Genomic DNA, 18146 nt, shown 5'->3' with positions numbered 1-18146 from the left:
TTTTTTATCTATATAGAACTAAATTCACTATGTACTAAATATTCACTAATGTATTGATTTCCGTTTATAAGACATTAAAAAAACCCCCAATAACAGGGGGCGATATTAAAATCTGACAGGCAATGTTTCAAGCCCTCTCAAAAACACATTTTTTCTCCATGTTACATTCTCGGGCGCGCCTTTCAGCTCTATATTCGGAAACCGTTTTAAAAGCGCGGTAAAGGCAATGGATGCTTCCATCCGGGCGAGCGGAGCCCCGAGACAAAAATGAATGCCGAATCCAAAAGAGATATGACGGTTCGGTGTTCTCGCTATATTTAATGTATCAGGATCATCGAAATATTCCGGGTCCCGATTGGCTGAACCGATGCCGATAAATATCATATCACCTTTTTTAATAGAAACATCTTTATAGGTGAAATCTTCAATCGCCCATCGATTTGCCATCATGATGACGGGAGAGGTATAACGCAAAAGCTCTTCGACCGCCGTCTGGATATCTTCGGGCTGCCGCTTTATCTTCTCCATCTGGTCTTTGTGCAGAAGAAGCGCCAGGGTGCCGGAGCCGAGAAGGTTAACCGTTGTTTCAAGCCCGGCAACGACTAACAAAAACAGCATGGAATACAGCTCTGATTCACTCAGCTTTTGGCCGTCCTCTTCAGCGTAAATAAGCTTGCTTGTCAGATCTTCAGCCGGATGTTTTCTTTTTTCTTCGATCAGTGTTTTCATATATTGTTTAAATTCTTTGAGAGCCTGGTTGGTCGCATCTTGTCCGCTTTCTGACGTGTCGACCATTGCGTTTGTCCACACTTGAAATTTGGCGCGGTCCTCTTTCGGAATTCCGAGCAGTTCGGAAATGACGATAAACGGAAGCGGTGCGGCGAAATCTCTCATGATATCAGGGTCTGCTTTTGTTTCCATTTCATCCAGCAGCTCTTCTGTGATCTGCTCTATCCCGGTGCGAAGCTGCTCAATCATCCGGGGAGTGAACCCCTGATGCACCAAAGATCGAAGACGTGAATGATCCGGAGGGTCTTTTGCCAGCATATGCTCTGAGACAAAATCGATATCTTCACTGACATTCAGCTTCGCGATCAGCTCCTTCGGCATGACCCGTTTTACATCTCTCGTAATTCTGCCGTCTTTTAAAAACGCCATACAATCATCATAACGCGTGATGAGCCAAGCCGGAAAGGTGCCTCCGAAACGCTGCAGTTCGAATTTATGTATGGGGTCCTGCTCTCTGAATCTGCTTAAAACCGCAAAAGGGTTTTCGTGAAACTCGGGTGAGTGTGGGTGAAACATTGTTTTTTCCATCTGGATTTCCCCGCCTTCATGTTTTTGAAAAGACATAACAAACAGCCGGTGCCTGCCGACCGGACGGCATTCCTCCTTTTATCTGCCGAAGACACTGATCACAACGGCTCATAAGTATGTCTAAAATATATAAGGAAACAGAAGCCGGTTCAATAGACAAATCGCAAAGCCGCCATTTTCGTTGATTATCAACAAAACAGCAAACTTTTTTTGCCATTTCATCATGTGTGTTAAATCCGGCTAATATACATATTTACGCTTCATATCAACTTCTTAAGGAGGATGTGAATGAATGCGTTTATGAAATGGGCGGCAAGTCTGCTTTTGGTGATCTCTCTTCAGTTCGGCCTTACGGGCGCCGGCATCCATTCGGACAGTGCTGCTCGTGCCGCATCCCGATACGATCAGGTGCTGTATTTCCCGCTGTCAAAATATCCGGAGACGGGAAATCATATAAAAGACGCCATTTCGGCAGGTCATTCTGAGATTTGTACAATTGATCGGGGCGGAGCGGAGAATAGAAGGAAAGAATCATTGAAAGGAATTCCGACAAAGCCCGGGTTTGACCGTGATGAATGGCCCATGGCAGTCTGCACAGAAGGCGGGGCGGGGGCTGATATCAGATATGTAACCCCGTCGGATAACCGCGGGGCCGGTTCATGGGTTGGAAATCAAATGAGCGGATACTCCGACGGCACGAGAGTACTATTTATCGTTCAGTAGCTTCTCCGGTTCGCCGGAGTTTTTTTATGCTCTGAAAAAGCGGCACGCCGGCTGGACATATGAAATGGCAAAGAGTAAACTTATATGTTGGAATCAGCATGAGAAAGGATTGGATCACATTGACAGTGACTACATACCGAAATATTGCACTTTTACTTCTTTGTTTAACAGCGGGAATTGTGGATGTGATCGGTTATTTAAGCCTGGGACATATCTTTACCGCCAATATGACGGGGAACATCGTTCTGTTCGGCCTGGCGATCGGCAACTCATGGCACCTTGCCGTACTCAAATCGTTAACCTCGTTAATCGGATTTATTGCCGGCGTTATTGCCGCGGCCCTGCTTGTGGGCAATAAAAAGAAATCATTCTGGCCCCCTGCGGTAACTGCAGCTTTAGCTATTGAAGGAGCTGTTTTGCTGCTGTTTGCTTTGTTCTCTTGCTTTTTTGCAGACGCCATTTCTGTTTATGTGCTGATTATGCTGCTCAGCTTCGCAATGGGAATGCAGACGACAGCCGCGAGAAAACTTGGTGTAGCGGGGATTTCCACGACCGTATTAACGGGAACGCTCGCTAATTTTTTTGAAGATCTCACCGCAAGGTTTTACAAAGCGGACAAGCGGAAGCAGTTTACGAGAGATGCTGTTTTGCGCGCGCTTGCCTTGGTTCTGTATTGCTTTGGGGCGGTCATCGGCGCTTTTGCCGAACCGGATTATAAGTTTGCCGTGATCTGGCTTCCGATTATCATTATTTTAGGCATTATGCTTTGCGCATTCACGATGTTCCACGGATATTCTGAAGAAAAAAACCAATAAAAAAACGCCGCTGGTTCAGGGCGTTTTTTCTTTTTATTGCTCTTTCCGGGTCCCGATTGTATACACGGCCCGATCTGTATGTACCTTTAATCCGTCTTGCTCCTTTTGGATGGTAATATCGCCGAGCAGAGGGATTTCATACGCATCTTGAGGAAGCGGGACATTTCCTTCCTCCGTATAGGTTGTGCCGTGCCCTTTTAAGACGAGCTCTTCGTCCGCTACATAGTCATCGGGATGGTTTGTCCGGCGGACGAGAACATCATCAAGGTGAAGCATGATCTGGTCCATATCAGAAATCTCGTTTCGGCTGTCTGTCAGCTCTCCTTTTCTGATATCAAGCGTTTGTCCGATCTGTTTTTGCAGCCATTCAGACAATTCGGTGTTTGTAAGTGCCATTGTGATTCCTCCTTTTATCTACACCATACTTATTCCCTATTTTTATAGAAATACACTGCCTTGATTGATCTTTTTTTCTGACAGCCGGTTCTGAAGCATTCCGAGTTCCTTCATTATAAATGTTTCATCTGTTCACCTGAAAAACGGAGTCATCTGCAGGTTTAGACGACCCCGTTCTCATGATAAAAAGGTTACTCTTTCGGCACGGCGTTTTCAGCGTTTACTGCGCCCGCTCCGTAAATGTTCGGATCTTCATTTGTCCATTGATCCGGACTTTGTTTGATCAGTGTTTTCACTTCGTCAGGCGAAAGCTGCGGGTTCTGCTGAAGGATTAAGGCGGCAATGCCAGCACAAATCGGAGTGGCCATGGACGTGCCCGACAGACTGAAATACAAGGAGCCTACACGGTTTGATTTCTGTAATTTGTCAAGATATGAACGCGGAGAACGGAGAGATACGATATCGACCCCGGGCGCAAGAATGTCAGGCTTCTCTTTTCCGTACACCGTCGGGCCGCGGCTTGAGAATGAAGCGACCGTATCGTCCTCATTGCCGGCCGTATTATTGTCATCATAGGCGCCTACCGTGATGACCTTCTCGCTGACACCGGGGCTTGAAATCGTTTGAGCTTCCGGACCGGAGTTGCCCGCGGCGACGCAGACGACGATTCCTTCATTCCATGCCTCTTCAACGGCCTTGACGAGCGGATCGTCCGTTTCTTTATCATATCTGAGCGCATCTCCGCCCAGTGACATGCTGATGATTCTGATCGGATTCTTTGTGTGTTCTTTATTATATTGTATGCACCATTCCACACCTTCAATGATATCAGCCAAGGTTCCTGATCCTGATTTGTTTAAAACTTTGACTCCGATCAGATCGGCTTCCGGCGCCGGCCCCTGATATTTACTGGAAGATGAAGCGCCGCTGCTTGCAATATCACCGGCGCAATGGGTGCCGTGCCCGTTGTCGTCATACGGTTCTGTCTTTTGGTTGACGAAGTCCGCAAATCCGATAACTCTGCCTTCTAAATCGGGATGCTGATAGATTCCGGTATCAATAACGGCGACGGTTACGCCTTTTCCTGTTAATACGGTGCCGTTACGGGTCACTTCTTTTGCATGAGACGATTCAGCTGCCGTATCAAGGAGCGCTTTTACTTCACGGTTTAAATAGATTTTACGGATATCCCGGCATTGCGAAAGAAGCATGTGAAGGGCGGACGGAGTGACTTCGGCGCTGCAGCAATTGATTGTTTGAAACTGCTTTTTTATGGTGCAGCGTTTTTCTTTTGATAAGACCTGTCCTGTGCTGTGAAAACCGGATTCATGACAGCCCTCTTCAAATTCAATGATGACTGACATTTTCTTTCTGTTTTTTACCTTTTTTTCGAAAAACTTGTGCAAAAAGCAAGGTGTCCATTTGAAAGGTTTATATAACTGTAATACGTTTTCTCTGAGCGGCCAGTCCAGCTTATGAGCATTTGACCGCACCATTTGTACCATTGAGTAACCAAACATATATACTTTTCCTCCCATTCTGGCGATTCTCTCTATACCATATGAACAGGCAGTATGTTCGGTCAGTTTGTTTGTCCTTCAGGAGAGCTGGTTACTTGCGGCTTTTTCAGGAGAAGAAATCGAGTTGAAACGGAACGTTTGTTTGGTTATAATGAAGCCGGCGGAAGGAGGTATATACATGAACATAATATTGAGACATTCCTTGGAAAAACAGCTTCCGATTGATATTATATATATGAAAAAAGACGGCTCCATTTCAAAACGGACCATTATGATAAAAAAAGGGGATGAGCGGGCTGTAACGGCATTTTGCTGTACAAAAAGGCAGATGAGAACTTTTTTGACGGGCTCCATTCTGTCCTGCGCATTTGCTTCGGGAGGCGGATATTCATTTTTAAAAGCGTATTCTTGATGCCGTCCGTTTCCGGCCGTGAATCTCCCGCCCCTGAAAATTCGGGCGTTCCTCCCTTTTTTTTTGCCCTCTCTCAACCTTTTTTCACTGATGCCCGGCATTTGAGCGCTTGAACCGTGACAATCCATTGATTTTTCGAAACCGGGAAGTTTTTCACTGATGATAATGTTAATAGAATGTTAAGATAAGACCTATTGACAAAAATCCATATAATGAACATGTCATTTTTCAGAAAGGAGCAAAGAAGGAGAGCTGATGAAAAGAATTTTACTTAATGTCATCATTATCGTAGCAATGGTCTTACTAATAAGATGTGCTCATTATGCGTCAGACCCTGATCCCTCGAATTCTTCTGATACATACACAGATTTTAAAGATCTGGCTGAACATGAAGACCCCGATGATTATCATATATCGTACAATAAGCGAAAGGGGAGCCCCGTATTGATCATGTCGCCGCACGGAGGGAGAATTGAGGGCGGGGTGAGCGAGATCGTCCGCTCTTTCAGGGATGATTATTCAACCTACCTGTTTGAGGGATTAAAAGCGCATGATAACCAGACTCTTCATATTACGAGCACCAAGTTCGATGAGCCTTCAGCAGTCGAAAGCATTAAGCAGCACCATTATGTTATCGCAGTTCACGGTTATAAAGGCGACGAGAAAAATACTCTTGTCGGAGGAAGCGACCGGAAGCGGGCGAAAAAATTGGTGAGAGCTCTCGAACGAAACGGATTTTCTGCAGAATTGGCAACCTCAAAAACCGGTCTGGCCGGGGTTGACACCGAAAATATCAATAACCAGGCGCAAACCGGGCTGAGCATACAGCTTGAGATCAGCAGAAAACAGCGGGAAGCGTTTTTTGATAATTTTGATTACCGCGAAAGGGAATTCACAAAAACGGAGGAATTTTACCGGTTTGTCCGTACGATAAAAAGAGTGATCAATCAAGAGTATTCGTGAGCTTAAAAAAAGACAAACCAGTGAAAGATGAGTAAACTGAAAAAAAGGAGGTTTGTCCCTTGGCAAAACATCACTTTTATTTAAAAGCAAATTGGCCCGGAAATCGCAACGACGTCGGCGATATTAAAAGCGGCCGGCTGGAGACGGCTGTGTCCATTCCTAAGGAAATGGACGGACCCGGAGAAGGCACAAATCCTGATGAAATGCTGCTTGGAGCGGCCGCGACCTGTTATATTATAACGCTTGCGGCGATGATGGAAAGAAGCGGCCTGGATAAAGAAGATCTACATATGGAATCTGAAGGAATTGTAGACGTCACGAACGGTGTGTTCACGTACCAGAAAATCATTCACCGCCCGTTTATATTATTAAAGCCGGATGCAGCCGAAACGGATTTTACGCTCGCCAGGAAGTTAGCGCAAAAAGCGGAGTCCTCATGTATGATTTCACGAGCGGTCCAAGGAAACGTGGAGATGGAGCTTGAGGTTGAAGTAAAAGCTGCCCGCGCTTGACGAGTTCAAACGGTCAGCTCCGGGCCGTTTGATTTTTTTAAGCTTTTTGAGACTTGGAACGGTTCAGCAGGATGACGCCCGTGATGACCAAAACAAGCCCGATCATCATTTTGACTGTCATGGCCTCCTTAAAAACAAAAAAGCCGACAATTGCCGTTAAAGCTGTGCCGACACCTGACCATGTCGCGTATGCGGCGGATAAATCAAGGCTTTTCAATGAGAAGCTCAAAAACATAAAAGAGGCTCCGATTCCGGCAATGACGCCGAGAGCGGGCCACAGGTGCGTAAAACCGTCCGACAGCTTCAGCATCGTGCTCCCGAACACTTCTGATACAATGGCTAATGCCAGGCAGAGTAATCCTTTCATCAGCATGCCTCTCCTTTCTACCAATTCATCAAAATGACACCGGCCAATAAGAAAAAGAGTCCGATGACGGCCTGCTTGTCCAGTTTTTCATGAAACCATTTCGCTCCGATAATGGATGCGAGCACCGTTCCGGCTCCGCTCCATGTTGCATAGGATAAGCTGAGCGGAATGAGATTCAGTGTCAGTGAAAGCATATAAAAGGCCAATGAATAGCCTGCCACTACAAGCGCGCTCGGCAAAAACCGCGTAAATCCGCGGGAGACTTTCAGCATGGCCGCGCCGATTGACTCTGATAAAATAGCAATTGTGAGGAAGATATAACCCAGAATCATATCAAATCCCCCTCTCATCATAATCCTTATGCCTTTTGTTTAAGGCAGTAAAATAAAATAATATCCGAACTTTGCCCGCCAAGTCAAGACATTAGGCCTATACAAAAAGGCCCCCGGGGAGGAGCCTTTTTGATTCGTCAATAGAAATACGGATAGCCGTAGCCGTAACCCCCGTACAAGTACGGATTGAATAAAGCGCTTCCGACAAGCCCCCCGACAAGCCCTCCGAAAAACGGTCCGCCGTAAAAACCAAACGGCCGTCCGAATCCATAACCAAACCAAGGCCGGCCAAATCCAAAACCCGGCCGTCCGAATCCAAATCCGAATCCGGGCCGTCCGAATCCGAAGCCCGGCCGTCCGAACCCAAATCCAGGCCGCCCAAACGGTCTCATATCACTATCTGCTGCGTATGTGTATTCTTCATTCATAATTAAGGTACCTCCAAGAATAAATTTGAGATGATAACAGAGTATTCAGCCCACCAATTTTTGATTGGGCGTTTATCAAAAAAATAAAGGAGTGAGCTTTTGTGGGTCTGTATCAGTCCGATTGGTCAAAAAAACCTCCGCACACACACGCATACCGGGCGGTTACGGATGTTGTGCAGGGGCATTACCATTTGATCGAAGGCTTTTCGCAGCCGGAGAACGGCAGCAATACAGATGAGCATACACATTTCTATACGGGCATCACCTCGTTTGAAAACGGCCATTTTCATAGGTATTACGGCATTTCCGGCCCTGCCATCCCGAGGGTTGACGGAACACATTACCATGAGCTTTCAGAGACCACCTTTGCCGCCTACAATGAGCCGATTCAGATCCAGCACGGCGGCGTCGTTTACGATCCGCGGGAGGAAGGACGGAAAACGCACCGCCATACACTCAAAGGAAAAACGAGAGAAGTTGTCGGAAACGAGCCGATCGGGTGGTAGTGGACGTTTAGCGCTCAGGAAAAAGGGCAAAATGGATAGGTGCCTGAAGAAATGAATGCTATAATTAGGGGGAGATTTATAAAAGAGAGTGATACATATTGAAAAATAAAAAACAGCCTGTCGTCATACTCGTCGGACCGACGGCAGTCGGAAAAACAAAACTAAGCATCGGACTCGCGAAAATGCTGAATGCGGAAATCATCAGCGGAGATTCCATGCAGGTATATAAAGGGATGGACATCGGAACGGCCAAAGTCACCGAAGAAGAGACAGAAGGCGTGCCGCATCACCTGATTGATATTTTGGAGCCGTCCGACACTTTTTCAACGGCGGATTATCAGAAAATGGTAAGGGGAAAAATCACCGAGATTGCCGGTAGAGGAAAGCTGCCGATGATTGTCGGGGGGACGGGTCTGTACATTCAGTCCGTGCTGTATGACTATACGTTCACGGAAAACTCCGGCGACCCTGTATTCCGGGAGCGCATGGAGAAACTGGCGGCTGAAGAAGGGGCGGAAGCGCTTCATGCCAAGCTTGCGGCAGCCGACCCGGAAGCGGCGGCAGCCATTCATCAAAACAATACGCGAAGAGTCATCCGCGCGCTCGAAATCCTGCATGTATCGGGAAAAACAATGTCAGAGCATCTTAAAACCCAAAAACGGGAGCTGCTTTACAATGCGGTTCTTATCGGTCTTACAATGGACAGAGAAGTGCTGTACGGCCGGATTAACGAGCGCGTTGACCTGATGCTGGAAACCGGCCTTCTTGACGAAGTAAAGCGGCTGTATGATATGAATATCCGGGACAGCCAATCGATTCAGGCAATCGGCTATAAAGAGCTGTATGAATATCTTGATGGAAAAGTGCCGCTCCCTCAGGCTGTGGAGCAATTAAAACAAAATTCAAGGCGATATGCGAAACGCCAGCTGACCTGGTTTCGCAATAAAATGCCCGTTTCATGGACAGATATGACGCCGCCTGTTGATATTGAGCAGAAAAAAAAGGAAATTTTCGAGTGCATAGCAGGAAAACTGGAAATTTAATCGAAACAGTATTGTATTGAGAACCAAGGAGGACGAAACATGAAACCGATTAATATTCAAGATCAGTTTTTGAATCAAATCCGAAAAGACAATACGTTCGTCACGGTGTTTTTACTCAACGGCTTTCAGCTTCGCGGCCAGGTAAAAGGCTTTGACAACTTTACCGTTTTGCTCGAAACGGAGGGGAAGCAGCAGCTTATTTATAAACATGCCATCTCCACGTTCGCCCCGCAAAAAAACGTCCAGCTTGAGCTTGAATAGACTTTTTGACAAAGACCATGAACAATGGTCTTTTTCTATGCGCGTCTGTATATTGCAGGCCGTATATCGGAAACATAAAAGGGGGTACGGAAAATCGTGTTCGAAAGTGAAAATGAACTGAGAAGAATCAGGATTACGCTCGTTTGGATCGCTGTTTTTTTGCTGTTTGGAGCTTGCAGCAATCACGAGACGGTGGTGACGGATGATGACGGCGGCTTGGCGGATGCCGAACCGCAGACAGAAGGCATGGTGCAGCTGGAACATAATCGTTTCGGCATTGTCGAGGACGGTTACTTAAAAATATACCGCTATGATGAAAAAACGAATAAAATCGAACTGAAAAAAGAAACGGCGCTGGATGAGCTTGAATAAATTTCACAAGCGTTCGAATTTACAAAGCGGGCCGCACAAGCTACACTAAGTACTGACATTGATCATGCAGAGGGTGAGACGATTGAAACACAAGGTGATAATCAACCATTGGGAAGAAACTTGTGAAGATGATTCCTGCTATGAATATGGAACCAGCATCATCGTTGACGGCAAAGAACTGATCAGAGAGGCTTCCATCACAAGCGCTCTGAAAGCCGTACTGAAAGAAATCGGTGCTGATGTGGAGATTGAAGAAACCGTTGAAAGCGAAAAAAAATGTGATTCTTACAAAAAATAAGAATAAAAGTCTAGACTACTAAGCAGTTTTTTTTCATGTTATGATAGACATCGGCTTACACATGACACCTTGAGTAGGATGAGAGATGATTCTCGTTCTGCTCTCTTTTTTGGGCGTTAATCGGGCCGGAGCCAAAGTCCGCTCTTTCAAAAATATGAATTTTTTATAAATCGATCTCAATATGTTGTGTTTTTCTGGGAGGTTAGTATACTATATATAGTGTTAAGAGATTCATTATTTTTGATAGGTCGTGATAAGGATGGTTCAAATCATATTTGATTCAAAGACAGGGAATGTTCAGCGTTTTGTGAATAAAACAGACTTTCAGCTGATCCGCAAGGTGGACGAAACGGACCACGTGGACACTCCGTTTGTTTTGGTCACCTACACGACAAACTTCGGTCAGGTACCGGCATCAACACAATCATTTCTCGAAAAATACGCCCATCTCTTATTAGGAGTCGCTGCGAGCGGCAACAAAGTATGGGGCGATAACTTTGCAAAAAGCGCCGATACCATCTCTAGACAATATCAGGTGCCGATCTTGCACAAATTTGAACTCAGCGGCACATCTAAAGACGTTGAATTGTTTACTCAGGAGGTAGAAAGAGTTGTCACAAAATCAAGTGCCAAAATGGATCCAGTTAAATAACGAAATCATGATCCAACAAGATGGAAAATTCCAGTTTGATAAAGATAAAGAGGCTGTACATAGCTATTTTGTAGACTATATCAATCAAAACACAGTTTTCTTTCACGATTTAAAAGAGAAGCTGGATTATTTGATTGAAAACCAATACTACGAAGAGGAATTCTTAAGCCTTTATTCTTTTGAAGACATTAAAGAAGTGTTTAAGACAGCTTACGCTAAGAAGTTTCGTTTTCCTTCCTTCATGAGTGCGTTTAAATTCTATAATGACTATGCTTTGAAAACGAATGACAAGAAAAAAATCCTCGAGCGTTATGAGGACCGGATCTCAATTGTTGCGCTGTTCTTCGCAAACGGCGACACTGAGAAAGCAAAAGAATATGTGAACTTGATGATCAATCAGGAATATCAGCCGAGCACACCGACATTTTTGAATGCCGGCAGAAAACGCCGCGGAGAACTTGTGAGCTGTTTCTTGCTCGAAGTCAATGATTCCTTAAACGACATTTCACGGGCGATCGATATTTCCATGCAGCTGTCTAAATTGGGCGGCGGGGTTTCTCTTAATCTGTCCAAGCTTCGCGCGAAAGGTGAAGCGATTAAAGATGTTGAAAACGCCACAAAAGGTGTTGTAGGCGTCATGAAGCTTCTTGATAACGCGTTCCGTTATGCTGACCAAATGGGGCAAAGACAAGGCTCTGGCGCGGCGTACTTAAACATTTTCCACCGCGATATCAATGACTTTCTTGATACGAAAAAGATTTCTGCGGATGAAGATGTGCGTGTCAAAACGCTTTCTATCGGTGTCGTCATTCCGGATAAGTTCGTTGAGCTTGCACGTGAGGACAAAGCGGCTTATGTATTCTATCCGCACACGATTTATAAAGAATACGGCCAGCATATGGATGAGATGGACATGACGGCGATGTATGAGGAGCTTGTCGACAACCCGCGTGTCAAAAAAGAAAAAGTGAATGCGCGCAAATTGCTTGAAAAGCTTGCCGTTCTCCGTTCTGAGTCAGGTTATCCGTACATTATGTTCCAGGATAACGTAAACAAAGAGCATGCGAATAACCACGTATCAAAAGTGAAATTCTCGAACCTTTGCTCTGAAGTGCTTCAGGCGTCACAGGTTTCGGCTTACACAGATTATGACGAGGAAGACGAAATCGGCCTGGACATTTCCTGCAACCTTGGTTCATTAAATATTCTGAATGTCATGAAACATAAATCGATTGAGCGCACGGTGAAACTCGCGACGGATTCCCTGACTCATGTATCTGAGACGACGGATATCCGCAACGCGCCGGCAGTCAGACGCGCGAACAAAGCGATGAAGTCGATCGGTTTAGGCGCCATGAACCTTCACGGCTACCTGGCCCAAAACGGCATCGCTTATGAAAGCCCGGAAGCAAGAGATTTCGCGAATACGTTCTTTATGATGGTGAACTTTTATTCCATCCAGCGTTCAGCTGAGCTTGCGAAAGAAAAAGGCGAAACGTTTGAGCATTATGAAGGCTCCACTTATGCAACGGGAGAATATTTCAATAAATACATCGAAAAAGAGTTCTCACCGGCATACGAAAAAATCGCTGCGCTCTTTGAAGGCATGCACATTCCGACAATCGAAGACTGGAAAGAGCTGAAGGCGTTTGTCGCTGAAAACGGCATGTACCACAGCTACAGACTGTGCATCGCGCCGACAGGCTCCATTTCCTACGTCCAATCCAGCACGGCGTCCGTTATGCCGATCATGGAACGGATCGAAGAAAGAACATACGGAAATTCAAAAACGTATTACCCGATGCCGGGGTTAGCGTCTAATAACTGGTTCTTCTACAAAGAAGCTTATGATATGGACATGTTCAAAGTGGTGGATATGATCGCGACAATCCAGCAGCATATCGATCAGGGAATCAGCTTTACCCTGTTTTTGAAAGATACGATGACAACTCGTGATCTGAACCGTATTGATCTGTATGCCCACCATAGAGGCATCAAAACCATTTACTATGCAAGAACGAAAGATACCGGGCAGGACAGCTGTCTTTCTTGTGTCGTTTGATTAAAGGAGAGTTTACAGTGACAAAAATTTATGACGCAGCAAACTGGTCAAAGCATGAAGATGATTTCACCCAAATGTTTTACAACCAAAACGTAAAGCAGTTTTGGCTTCCGGAAGAGATCGCATTAAACGGCGATCTTCTCACTTGGAAGTATTTGGGAAAAAATGAGCAGGATACGTACATGAAGGTGCTCGCCGGCCTGACACTGCTTGATACAGAGCAGGGGAACACGGGCATGCCGATTGTGGCCGAGCACGTCGAAGGCCATCAGCGGAAAGCGGTGCTGAACTTTATGGCGATGATGGAGAACGCTGTCCATGCGAAGTCGTACTCTAATATTTTCATGACCCTTGCACCGACTGAAACGATTAATGAAGTATTTGAATGGGTTAAACAAAATAAATATTTGCAGAAAAAAGCGCAAATGATTGTCGGGCTTTACAAAGCCATTCAAAAAGATGATGAAATTTCACTGTTCAAAGCGATGGTTGCTTCCGTCTATCTGGAAAGCTTCCTTTTCTACAGCGGTTTCTATTATCCGTTATATTTCTACGGACAAGGAAAACTGATGCAAAGCGGTGAGATCATTAACCTGATCCTTCGTGACGAAGCGATTCACGGCGTGTATGTCGGTCTCCTTGCTCAGGAAATTTATAATAAACAGACAGAAGAGAAAAAAGCAGAGCTTCGTGAATTTGCGATTGACCTTCTGAATCAGTTATATGAAAATGAGCTTGAATATACAGAGGACTTGTACGATCAAGTCGGACTCTCACACGATGTAAAGAAATTCATCCGCTATAACGCCAATAAAGCTTTGATGAACTTAGGGTTCGATCCTTACTTTGAAGAAGAGGATATTAATCCGATCGTATTAAACGGATTAAACACCAAAACAAAATCACATGATTTCTTCTCCATGAAAGGGAACGGCTACAAAAAAGCGACGGTAGAACCGATTAAGGACGAAGATTTTTATTTTGGCCAAGATGAAGAGCAGATATAATATCTGCTCTTTTGGCTTGAATGGAGAGGTAAGACAGGAGGAACGGGCATGAATAAAATGGATGAAATCATCTTGGCTGCACCGCGGAGTGACGTCTTTCAAAACGAAATGCTGACATTTCAGGGAGTCAACAGCGAGGATGAACGTATCGTAAACATTATGGCTCAAATTGAGGCGCATTTTTTTGAAATCAGAAGAGGCGACGCGGAAGAGGACCCGCGATTTAAACAGCCGATTCCGTATGTCGTCATCCGCCGCGATGATGAGGTGTTTGTGTATGAACGGCTTGCGGGCGGAGGGGAATCGCGCCTCCATAATAAGCTTTCTCTCGGTTTCGGCGGACACATGAACCCTATGGAAGGGGCGGCTTCATTTTCGGAAGTGCTGAAACAGAATACCGACCGGGAGCTGGCGGAAGAACTGTACATTCGCGAGGAGGACAAACAAAACATTGTCACACTCGGCCTGATCAATGATGATGAAAACGATGTAGGGAAGGTGCATATCGGCATCCTTTCTGCGCTCCAGTTAGCGTCTGCGGCACAAGTCGAAGTGAAAGAAAAAGATCAAATCGCCGGGCGCTGGATGAAACTGAGCGAACTGAAAGAGGAAAATGTGTATCAGCGTCTTGAAGCTTGGTCTCAGTTTGTCGCCGATATACTTTAATAACAAAAAACCCCCGTTCGTCCCAAAAAAGGGAGAGCAGGGGTTTTTTCATTTAGTCTTGCACAATGAAGGCATCAAATCCGGCTTTTTCGGCCCGTGCTGCCAACGCTTCAGCATTATCTCTGGAAGAGAATGCGCCGATCTGCACTTTAAATAAGCCGCCTTTTGGAAGCACAATCGCGTCAAAACCTTTAGACACCGCATCGGCGGCAAGCGCATCAGCATTTGCTTTCACTTTGAATGCGCCGATTTGCACTTTATAAAAGTCAGCCTTTTTTTTTAGACCGAAAGCTTGCTCCAAGCCCTTGGCATGTCCTCTTGCAAGGCTTTCAATAAAACTGGCTGTTTTCAGTTTGTTTGCATCAGCTGACGTATCAACAAAACCATTCTCCGTCAAAATCGCCGGCATACTTGTCTCTCGCAGCACATGGAAGTTGGCTGTTTTTTTTCCTCGGTCATTAAAACCTGATGCTTGAATCACTTGCGTGTGGACGGCTGATTGGTAAGTCGAGGTCGGCGCTCCGACACCGGGGTAAATATAGCTTTCGAATCCGGTTCCGCCTCCTGAGTTAATATGAATGGATAAAAAATAATCTGCGCCCCAGCTGTTGGCGGCATCCGTTCTTTCCGTCAGGCTGACCGTCTTATCGCTTGTCCTGCTCATCGTGACAGAAACTCCTTCATACTCATTCGTCAGAATCGTGCGCAAAGCCAGCGCGATCTCCAGCGTGACCGCTTTTTCCTGAAGTCCGTTTCCGGTTGCACCTGAATCAGTTCCGCCATGACCGGGGTCTATAAAAATTTTAACCATTCTCCATCACCTCATTACAGCATATGATGATATTCAAAAGGTGCTTGTACGGCTGTCATTCATGAAAAAAATGAGAAATATACCCAACATTTCCCGGAAAATAAAAATAAATGGTTTGTCCTCCCGTTTCTGCTGAATACAATAAGAAATGAAAAATATTTCTCGGGAAAGCGCAGGATTCAACATCATTCCCGAAGAGAACGGAAAAAGTGACAGATAAAGAGGAAAACAGGTCTCATGATGATAGGCGGATGTCACGGAACCGCTTCATCATGAGTAAGATAAAGAGAGAACAGAGAGGTGAGCATGTTGGAGCGCGCTGTAACCTATAAAAATAACGGACAAATTAACATCATTCTTAATGGCCAAAAGCAAGTGCTGACAAATGCGGAAGCTGAGGCGGAATATCAGGCCGCCCTGCAAAAAAATGAAGCCAAGCACAGCATTCTGAAAGAAATTGAAAACGAAATGAACACATTAGTGGGTATGGAAGAAATGAAACGCAACATTAAAGAAATTTACGCGTGGATATTCGTCAACCAAAAACGGGCCGAACAAGGGCTGAAAGTCGGAAAACAAGCTCTTCATATGATGTTCAAAGGGAACCCCGGCACCGGGAAAACCACCGTCGCGAGACTGATCGGCAAGCTTTTCTTCGAAATGAACGTTCTTTCCAAAGGACATCTGATCGAAGCGGAACGTGCCGATCTCGTCGGTGAATACATCGGACACACGGCGCAAAAAACGAGAGATCTGATTAAAAAATCGCTTGGGGGTATTTTATTCATTGATGAAGCATACTCACTTGCAAGAGGCGGAGAAAAGGATTTCGGTAAAGAGGCGATTGATACGCTTGTCAAACATATGGAAGACAAACAGCATGAATTTATTCTGATCCTGGCAGGGTACTCGAGAGAAATGACACATTTCCTGTCATTAAATCCCGGCCTGCAATCGCGTTTCCCTATCAGCATCGATTTTCCGGATTACTCTGTCACTCAGCTGATGGACATCGCAAAGCGCATGATAGCAGAGCGGGAGTATCAATTAAGCCAGGAAGCCGAGTGGAAGTTAAAAGATTACTTAATGACAGTGAAAAGCACGACAAGCCCCATTAAATTCAGCAACGGGCGCTTTGTCAGAAACGTGATTGAAAAATCAATCCGCGCTCAGGCCATGAGGCTTTTAATGGGAGACCAATATTTAAAAAACGATTTAATGACGATCAAGAGCCAGGATTTACTTATAAAAGATGAGGCGGCAGCTCACGAATAGACCTCTCAGCCGGTCTGAGGGGTCTCTTTTTTATTTCTCTCTTTAAAACCCGCCGGATGTGTGGTATACGCCCTGCGGGTTTGGTATGATAGTACTACTGCCCAATACGACACAGAAAGGAACATCCATTTGAACGAACAGGAAGGAAAAAAAGAAACGGTCATTTTGGTCGGCTGCCAGCTTCCGCACATGACAGATGAACACTTTGAACATTCCATGGAAGAGCTTGCTTCATTGACAAAAACGGCTGACGGAACGGTGCTGACCCGGATTACGCAAAAACGGAACAGAGCGGATGCCGCTACATATATAGGCAAGGGGAAAGTAGACGAGCTGAAGGCGCTGTGTGAAGAGCTTGAAGCGGATCTGGTCATTTTTAATGATGAACTGTCACCGAGCCAGCTTAAATCACTTGCCACTGCAATTGAAGCGAAGATCATCGACCGCACGCAGCTTATTTTGGATATTTTCGCAAAAAGGGCGAAGACGAGAGAAGGAAAGCTTCAGATCGAATTGGCCCAGCTTCAATACGCGCTGCCGCGTCTGAGCGGACAAGGAATCAATCTCTCAAGACAAGGCGGCGGAATCGGGACGAGAGGGCCCGGTGAGACAAAGCTTGAAACAGACCGGCGCCACATTAGAAACCGCATACACGAAATTAACGTGCAGCTTTCAACGGTTATCCGCCACAGAAGCCGTTATCGGGAGAGACGAAAAAAGAACGGCGTGCTTCAGGCTGCACTCGTCGGGTATACCAATGCCGGAAAATCAACATGGTTCAATCAATTAACGAGCTCAGACAGCTATGAAGAAGATCTGCTGTTTGCAACACTTGATCCGATGACGAGAAAGATGGCGCTCCCAAGCGGCTACAGCGTCCTTTTGTCTGATACGGTCGGCTTCATTCAGGATCTGCCGACGACGCTGATTGCCGCTTTCCGCTCAACACTTGAGGAAGTGAAGGAAGCAGACTTGATCATTCATGTCATTGATTCATCCAATGAAGATTATGCCGGGCATGAACAGACTGTCCTCGGTCTGTTAAAAGAGCTTGAGGCAGATGATATTCCGGTGCTGACCGCTTATAACAAACGTGATGAGACACTTCCTGACTTCATCCCGACAGCGGGAGAAGGCCACATCATGATCAGCGCCAGAATCGCCGGGGATGAAGCAAAACTAAAAGCGGAAATCGAAGCTTATTTGCGCCAGGAGCTGATGACGCCGTATGAAGTTCATGTGCCTGCCGCCGAAGGCAAATTGATGTCACGCATCAAATCAGAGACCATGATCGACAGCCTTTATTTTAATGAAGAAAATGAACGCTACGAAGTCTCAGGTTATGTACAGGAAGAACAAAGCATACTCGGAGAACTGAAGAAATTCATGTAAGGAAGGTATACACAAC

At 45.6% G+C, this 18146-nt stretch carries 23 protein-coding genes; 16 read left to right on the top strand and 7 right to left on the bottom strand.

Annotated elements, in window-relative coordinates; all coding sequences use genetic code 11:
* Positions 1-105: 105 nt before the first annotated feature.
* On the bottom strand, positions 106-1317 hold the full coding sequence (locus OVA33_RS16135) for a cytochrome P450 family protein (protein WP_025649439.1): 1212 nt from the start codon (positions 1315-1317) through the stop codon (positions 106-108).
* A 288-nt stretch (positions 1318-1605) separates the two neighbouring features.
* Between OVA33_RS16135 and OVA33_RS16130 the strand changes: the two genes are divergently transcribed.
* Both OVA33_RS16130 and OVA33_RS16125 read left to right on the top strand, forming a co-directional pair.
* Positions 1606-2040 carry a NucA/NucB deoxyribonuclease domain-containing protein gene (locus OVA33_RS16130; protein WP_007611576.1) on the top strand — a complete coding sequence of 145 codons (435 nt, stop codon included), beginning with the start codon at positions 1606-1608 and terminating at the stop codon, positions 2038-2040.
* A gap of 59 nt (positions 2041-2099) precedes the next feature.
* Positions 2100-2855: a YoaK family protein gene (locus OVA33_RS16125; protein WP_003154084.1), complete on the top strand. Its 756-nt coding sequence runs from the start codon at positions 2100-2102 to the stop codon at positions 2853-2855.
* A 33-nt stretch (positions 2856-2888) separates the two neighbouring features.
* Here OVA33_RS16125 and OVA33_RS16120 read toward each other — a convergent pair whose 3' ends face one another.
* Positions 2889-3251 (bottom strand): protein YmzB, encoded by a 363-nt coding sequence (locus tag OVA33_RS16120; protein WP_007410383.1) that lies wholly within the window; start codon positions 3249-3251, stop codon positions 2889-2891.
* Between the two features lie 191 nt (positions 3252-3442).
* Positions 3443-4771 (bottom strand): serine protease AprX, encoded by a 1329-nt coding sequence (locus OVA33_RS16115; protein ID WP_017417817.1) that lies wholly within the window; start codon positions 4769-4771, stop codon positions 3443-3445.
* Positions 4772-4949: 178 nt separating this feature from the next.
* Here OVA33_RS16115 and OVA33_RS16110 point away from each other — a divergent pair, with 178 nt between their 5' ends.
* The 3 genes from OVA33_RS16110 (at position 4950) to OVA33_RS16100 (ending at position 6658) form a co-directional block, all read left to right on the top strand.
* Positions 4950-5183, top strand: coding sequence for a hypothetical protein (locus OVA33_RS16110; RefSeq protein ID WP_015239897.1), 234 nt, complete (start codon positions 4950-4952; stop codon positions 5181-5183).
* 255 nt (positions 5184-5438) lie between these two features.
* A complete protein-coding gene (locus tag OVA33_RS16105; protein ID WP_014417828.1) occupies positions 5439-6146 on the top strand; it encodes a poly-gamma-glutamate hydrolase family protein in 708 nt (235 codons plus the stop codon).
* A 59-nt stretch (positions 6147-6205) separates the two neighbouring features.
* Positions 6206-6658: an OsmC family protein gene (locus OVA33_RS16100; RefSeq protein WP_014305039.1), complete on the top strand. Its 453-nt coding sequence runs from the start codon at positions 6206-6208 to the stop codon at positions 6656-6658.
* Between the two features lie 37 nt (positions 6659-6695).
* On the opposite strand, the gene erbB is transcribed toward OVA33_RS16100, so the two are convergent.
* The 3 genes from erbB to OVA33_RS16085 all read right to left on the bottom strand — a co-directional run bounded on the left by erbB (position 6696) and on the right by OVA33_RS16085 (position 7785).
* Positions 6696-7025, bottom strand: a complete 330-nt coding sequence (gene erbB / locus OVA33_RS16095) for an SMR family multidrug efflux transporter EbrB (RefSeq protein ID WP_032865393.1) — start codon at positions 7023-7025, stop codon at positions 6696-6698.
* 17 nt (positions 7026-7042) lie between these two features.
* Positions 7043-7357, bottom strand: a complete 315-nt coding sequence (gene erbA, locus OVA33_RS16090; RefSeq protein ID WP_007410378.1) for an SMR family multidrug efflux transporter EbrA — start codon at positions 7355-7357, stop codon at positions 7043-7045.
* A 137-nt stretch (positions 7358-7494) separates the two neighbouring features.
* Entirely contained in the window at positions 7495-7785 is a 291-nt protein-coding gene (locus OVA33_RS16085) for a hypothetical protein (RefSeq protein ID WP_017417820.1), read from the bottom strand.
* Between the two features lie 101 nt (positions 7786-7886).
* Between OVA33_RS16085 and OVA33_RS16080 the strand changes: the two genes are divergently transcribed.
* The 9 genes from OVA33_RS16080 to OVA33_RS16040 all read left to right on the top strand — a co-directional run bounded on the left by OVA33_RS16080 (position 7887) and on the right by OVA33_RS16040 (position 14652).
* Positions 7887-8291 carry a YmaF family protein gene (locus tag OVA33_RS16080; protein ID WP_014417831.1) on the top strand — a complete coding sequence of 135 codons (405 nt, stop codon included), beginning with the start codon at positions 7887-7889 and terminating at the stop codon, positions 8289-8291.
* A 98-nt stretch (positions 8292-8389) separates the two neighbouring features.
* Positions 8390-9334, top strand: a complete 945-nt coding sequence (gene miaA, locus OVA33_RS16075) for a tRNA (adenosine(37)-N6)-dimethylallyltransferase MiaA (protein WP_015388203.1) — start codon at positions 8390-8392, stop codon at positions 9332-9334.
* Between the two features lie 39 nt (positions 9335-9373).
* On the top strand, positions 9374-9595 hold the full coding sequence (gene hfq / locus OVA33_RS16070; RefSeq protein ID WP_003154064.1) for an RNA chaperone Hfq: 222 nt from the start codon (positions 9374-9376) through the stop codon (positions 9593-9595).
* A 96-nt stretch (positions 9596-9691) separates the two neighbouring features.
* The gene (locus tag OVA33_RS16065) at positions 9692-9967 is read left to right on the top strand and encodes a YmzC family protein (RefSeq protein WP_025649429.1); all 276 of its coding nucleotides are present in this window, start codon (positions 9692-9694) and stop codon (positions 9965-9967) included.
* A gap of 82 nt (positions 9968-10049) precedes the next feature.
* A complete protein-coding gene (locus OVA33_RS16060; RefSeq protein ID WP_003154062.1) occupies positions 10050-10265 on the top strand; it encodes a hypothetical protein in 216 nt (71 codons plus the stop codon).
* Positions 10266-10524: 259 nt separating this feature from the next.
* Positions 10525-10917: a class Ib ribonucleoside-diphosphate reductase assembly flavoprotein NrdI gene (gene nrdI / locus OVA33_RS16055; RefSeq protein ID WP_003154061.1), complete on the top strand. Its 393-nt coding sequence runs from the start codon at positions 10525-10527 to the stop codon at positions 10915-10917.
* The gene (gene nrdE / locus OVA33_RS16050) at positions 10877-12979 is read left to right on the top strand and encodes a class 1b ribonucleoside-diphosphate reductase subunit alpha (protein WP_003154060.1); all 2103 of its coding nucleotides are present in this window, start codon (positions 10877-10879) and stop codon (positions 12977-12979) included. Before nrdI ends, nrdE begins: the two co-directional genes overlap by 41 nt.
* Before the next feature lie 17 nt (positions 12980-12996).
* A complete protein-coding gene (nrdF, locus tag OVA33_RS16045; protein WP_012117608.1) occupies positions 12997-13986 on the top strand; it encodes a class 1b ribonucleoside-diphosphate reductase subunit beta in 990 nt (329 codons plus the stop codon).
* A 48-nt stretch (positions 13987-14034) separates the two neighbouring features.
* Entirely contained in the window at positions 14035-14652 is a 618-nt protein-coding gene (locus OVA33_RS16040) for a hypothetical protein (RefSeq protein ID WP_017417824.1), read from the top strand.
* Between the two features lie 52 nt (positions 14653-14704).
* On the opposite strand, the gene OVA33_RS16035 is transcribed toward OVA33_RS16040, so the two are convergent.
* The gene (locus OVA33_RS16035) at positions 14705-15463 is read right to left on the bottom strand and encodes an N-acetylmuramoyl-L-alanine amidase (RefSeq protein ID WP_017417825.1); all 759 of its coding nucleotides are present in this window, start codon (positions 15461-15463) and stop codon (positions 14705-14707) included.
* 306 nt (positions 15464-15769) lie between these two features.
* Here OVA33_RS16035 and spoVK point away from each other — a divergent pair, with 306 nt between their 5' ends.
* Both spoVK and hflX read left to right on the top strand, forming a co-directional pair.
* Positions 15770-16738: a stage V sporulation protein K gene (gene spoVK, locus OVA33_RS16030; protein WP_017417826.1), complete on the top strand. Its 969-nt coding sequence runs from the start codon at positions 15770-15772 to the stop codon at positions 16736-16738.
* Between the two features lie 129 nt (positions 16739-16867).
* The gene (hflX, locus tag OVA33_RS16025) at positions 16868-18130 is read left to right on the top strand and encodes a GTPase HflX (protein WP_017417827.1); all 1263 of its coding nucleotides are present in this window, start codon (positions 16868-16870) and stop codon (positions 18128-18130) included.
* The last annotated feature ends 16 nt before the right edge of the window (positions 18131-18146 follow it).

It is taken from the genome of Bacillus sp. KICET-1 (genome assembly GCF_027721405.1).
Lineage (GTDB): Bacteria > Bacillota > Bacilli > Bacillales > Bacillaceae > Bacillus > Bacillus velezensis.
This window is presented reverse-complemented; position numbering and strand designations above follow the sequence as displayed.

Coding starts and splice junctions, on each gene's coding strand:
- OVA33_RS16085 (WP_017417820.1), bottom strand. CDS start 7,785: ATGAATGAAGAATACACATACGCAGCAGATAGTGATATGAGACCGTTT.
- OVA33_RS16135 (WP_025649439.1), bottom strand. CDS start 1,317: ATGGAAAAAACAATGTTTCACCCACACTCACCCGAGTTTCACGAAAAC.
- OVA33_RS16105 (WP_014417828.1), top strand. CDS start 5,439: ATGAAAAGAATTTTACTTAATGTCATCATTATCGTAGCAATGGTCTTA.
- OVA33_RS16110 (WP_015239897.1), top strand. CDS start 4,950: ATGAACATAATATTGAGACATTCCTTGGAAAAACAGCTTCCGATTGAT.
- OVA33_RS16115 (WP_017417817.1), bottom strand. CDS start 4,771: ATGTTTGGTTACTCAATGGTACAAATGGTGCGGTCAAATGCTCATAAG.
- OVA33_RS16035 (WP_017417825.1), bottom strand. CDS start 15,463: ATGGTTAAAATTTTTATAGACCCCGGTCATGGCGGAACTGATTCAGGT.
- spoVK (WP_017417826.1), top strand. CDS start 15,770: ATGTTGGAGCGCGCTGTAACCTATAAAAATAACGGACAAATTAACATC.
- erbA (WP_007410378.1), bottom strand. CDS start 7,357: ATGATTCTGGGTTATATCTTCCTCACAATTGCTATTTTATCAGAGTCA.
- OVA33_RS16120 (WP_007410383.1), bottom strand. CDS start 3,251: ATGGCACTTACAAACACCGAATTGTCTGAATGGCTGCAAAAACAGATC.
- OVA33_RS16125 (WP_003154084.1), top strand. CDS start 2,100: ATGAAATGGCAAAGAGTAAACTTATATGTTGGAATCAGCATGAGAAAG.
- nrdI (WP_003154061.1), top strand. CDS start 10,525: ATGGTTCAAATCATATTTGATTCAAAGACAGGGAATGTTCAGCGTTTT.
- erbB (WP_032865393.1), bottom strand. CDS start 7,025: ATGAAAGGATTACTCTGCCTGGCATTAGCCATTGTATCAGAAGTGTTC.
- hfq (WP_003154064.1), top strand. CDS start 9,374: ATGAAACCGATTAATATTCAAGATCAGTTTTTGAATCAAATCCGAAAA.
- OVA33_RS16130 (WP_007611576.1), top strand. CDS start 1,606: ATGAATGCGTTTATGAAATGGGCGGCAAGTCTGCTTTTGGTGATCTCT.
- OVA33_RS16040 (WP_017417824.1), top strand. CDS start 14,035: ATGAATAAAATGGATGAAATCATCTTGGCTGCACCGCGGAGTGACGTC.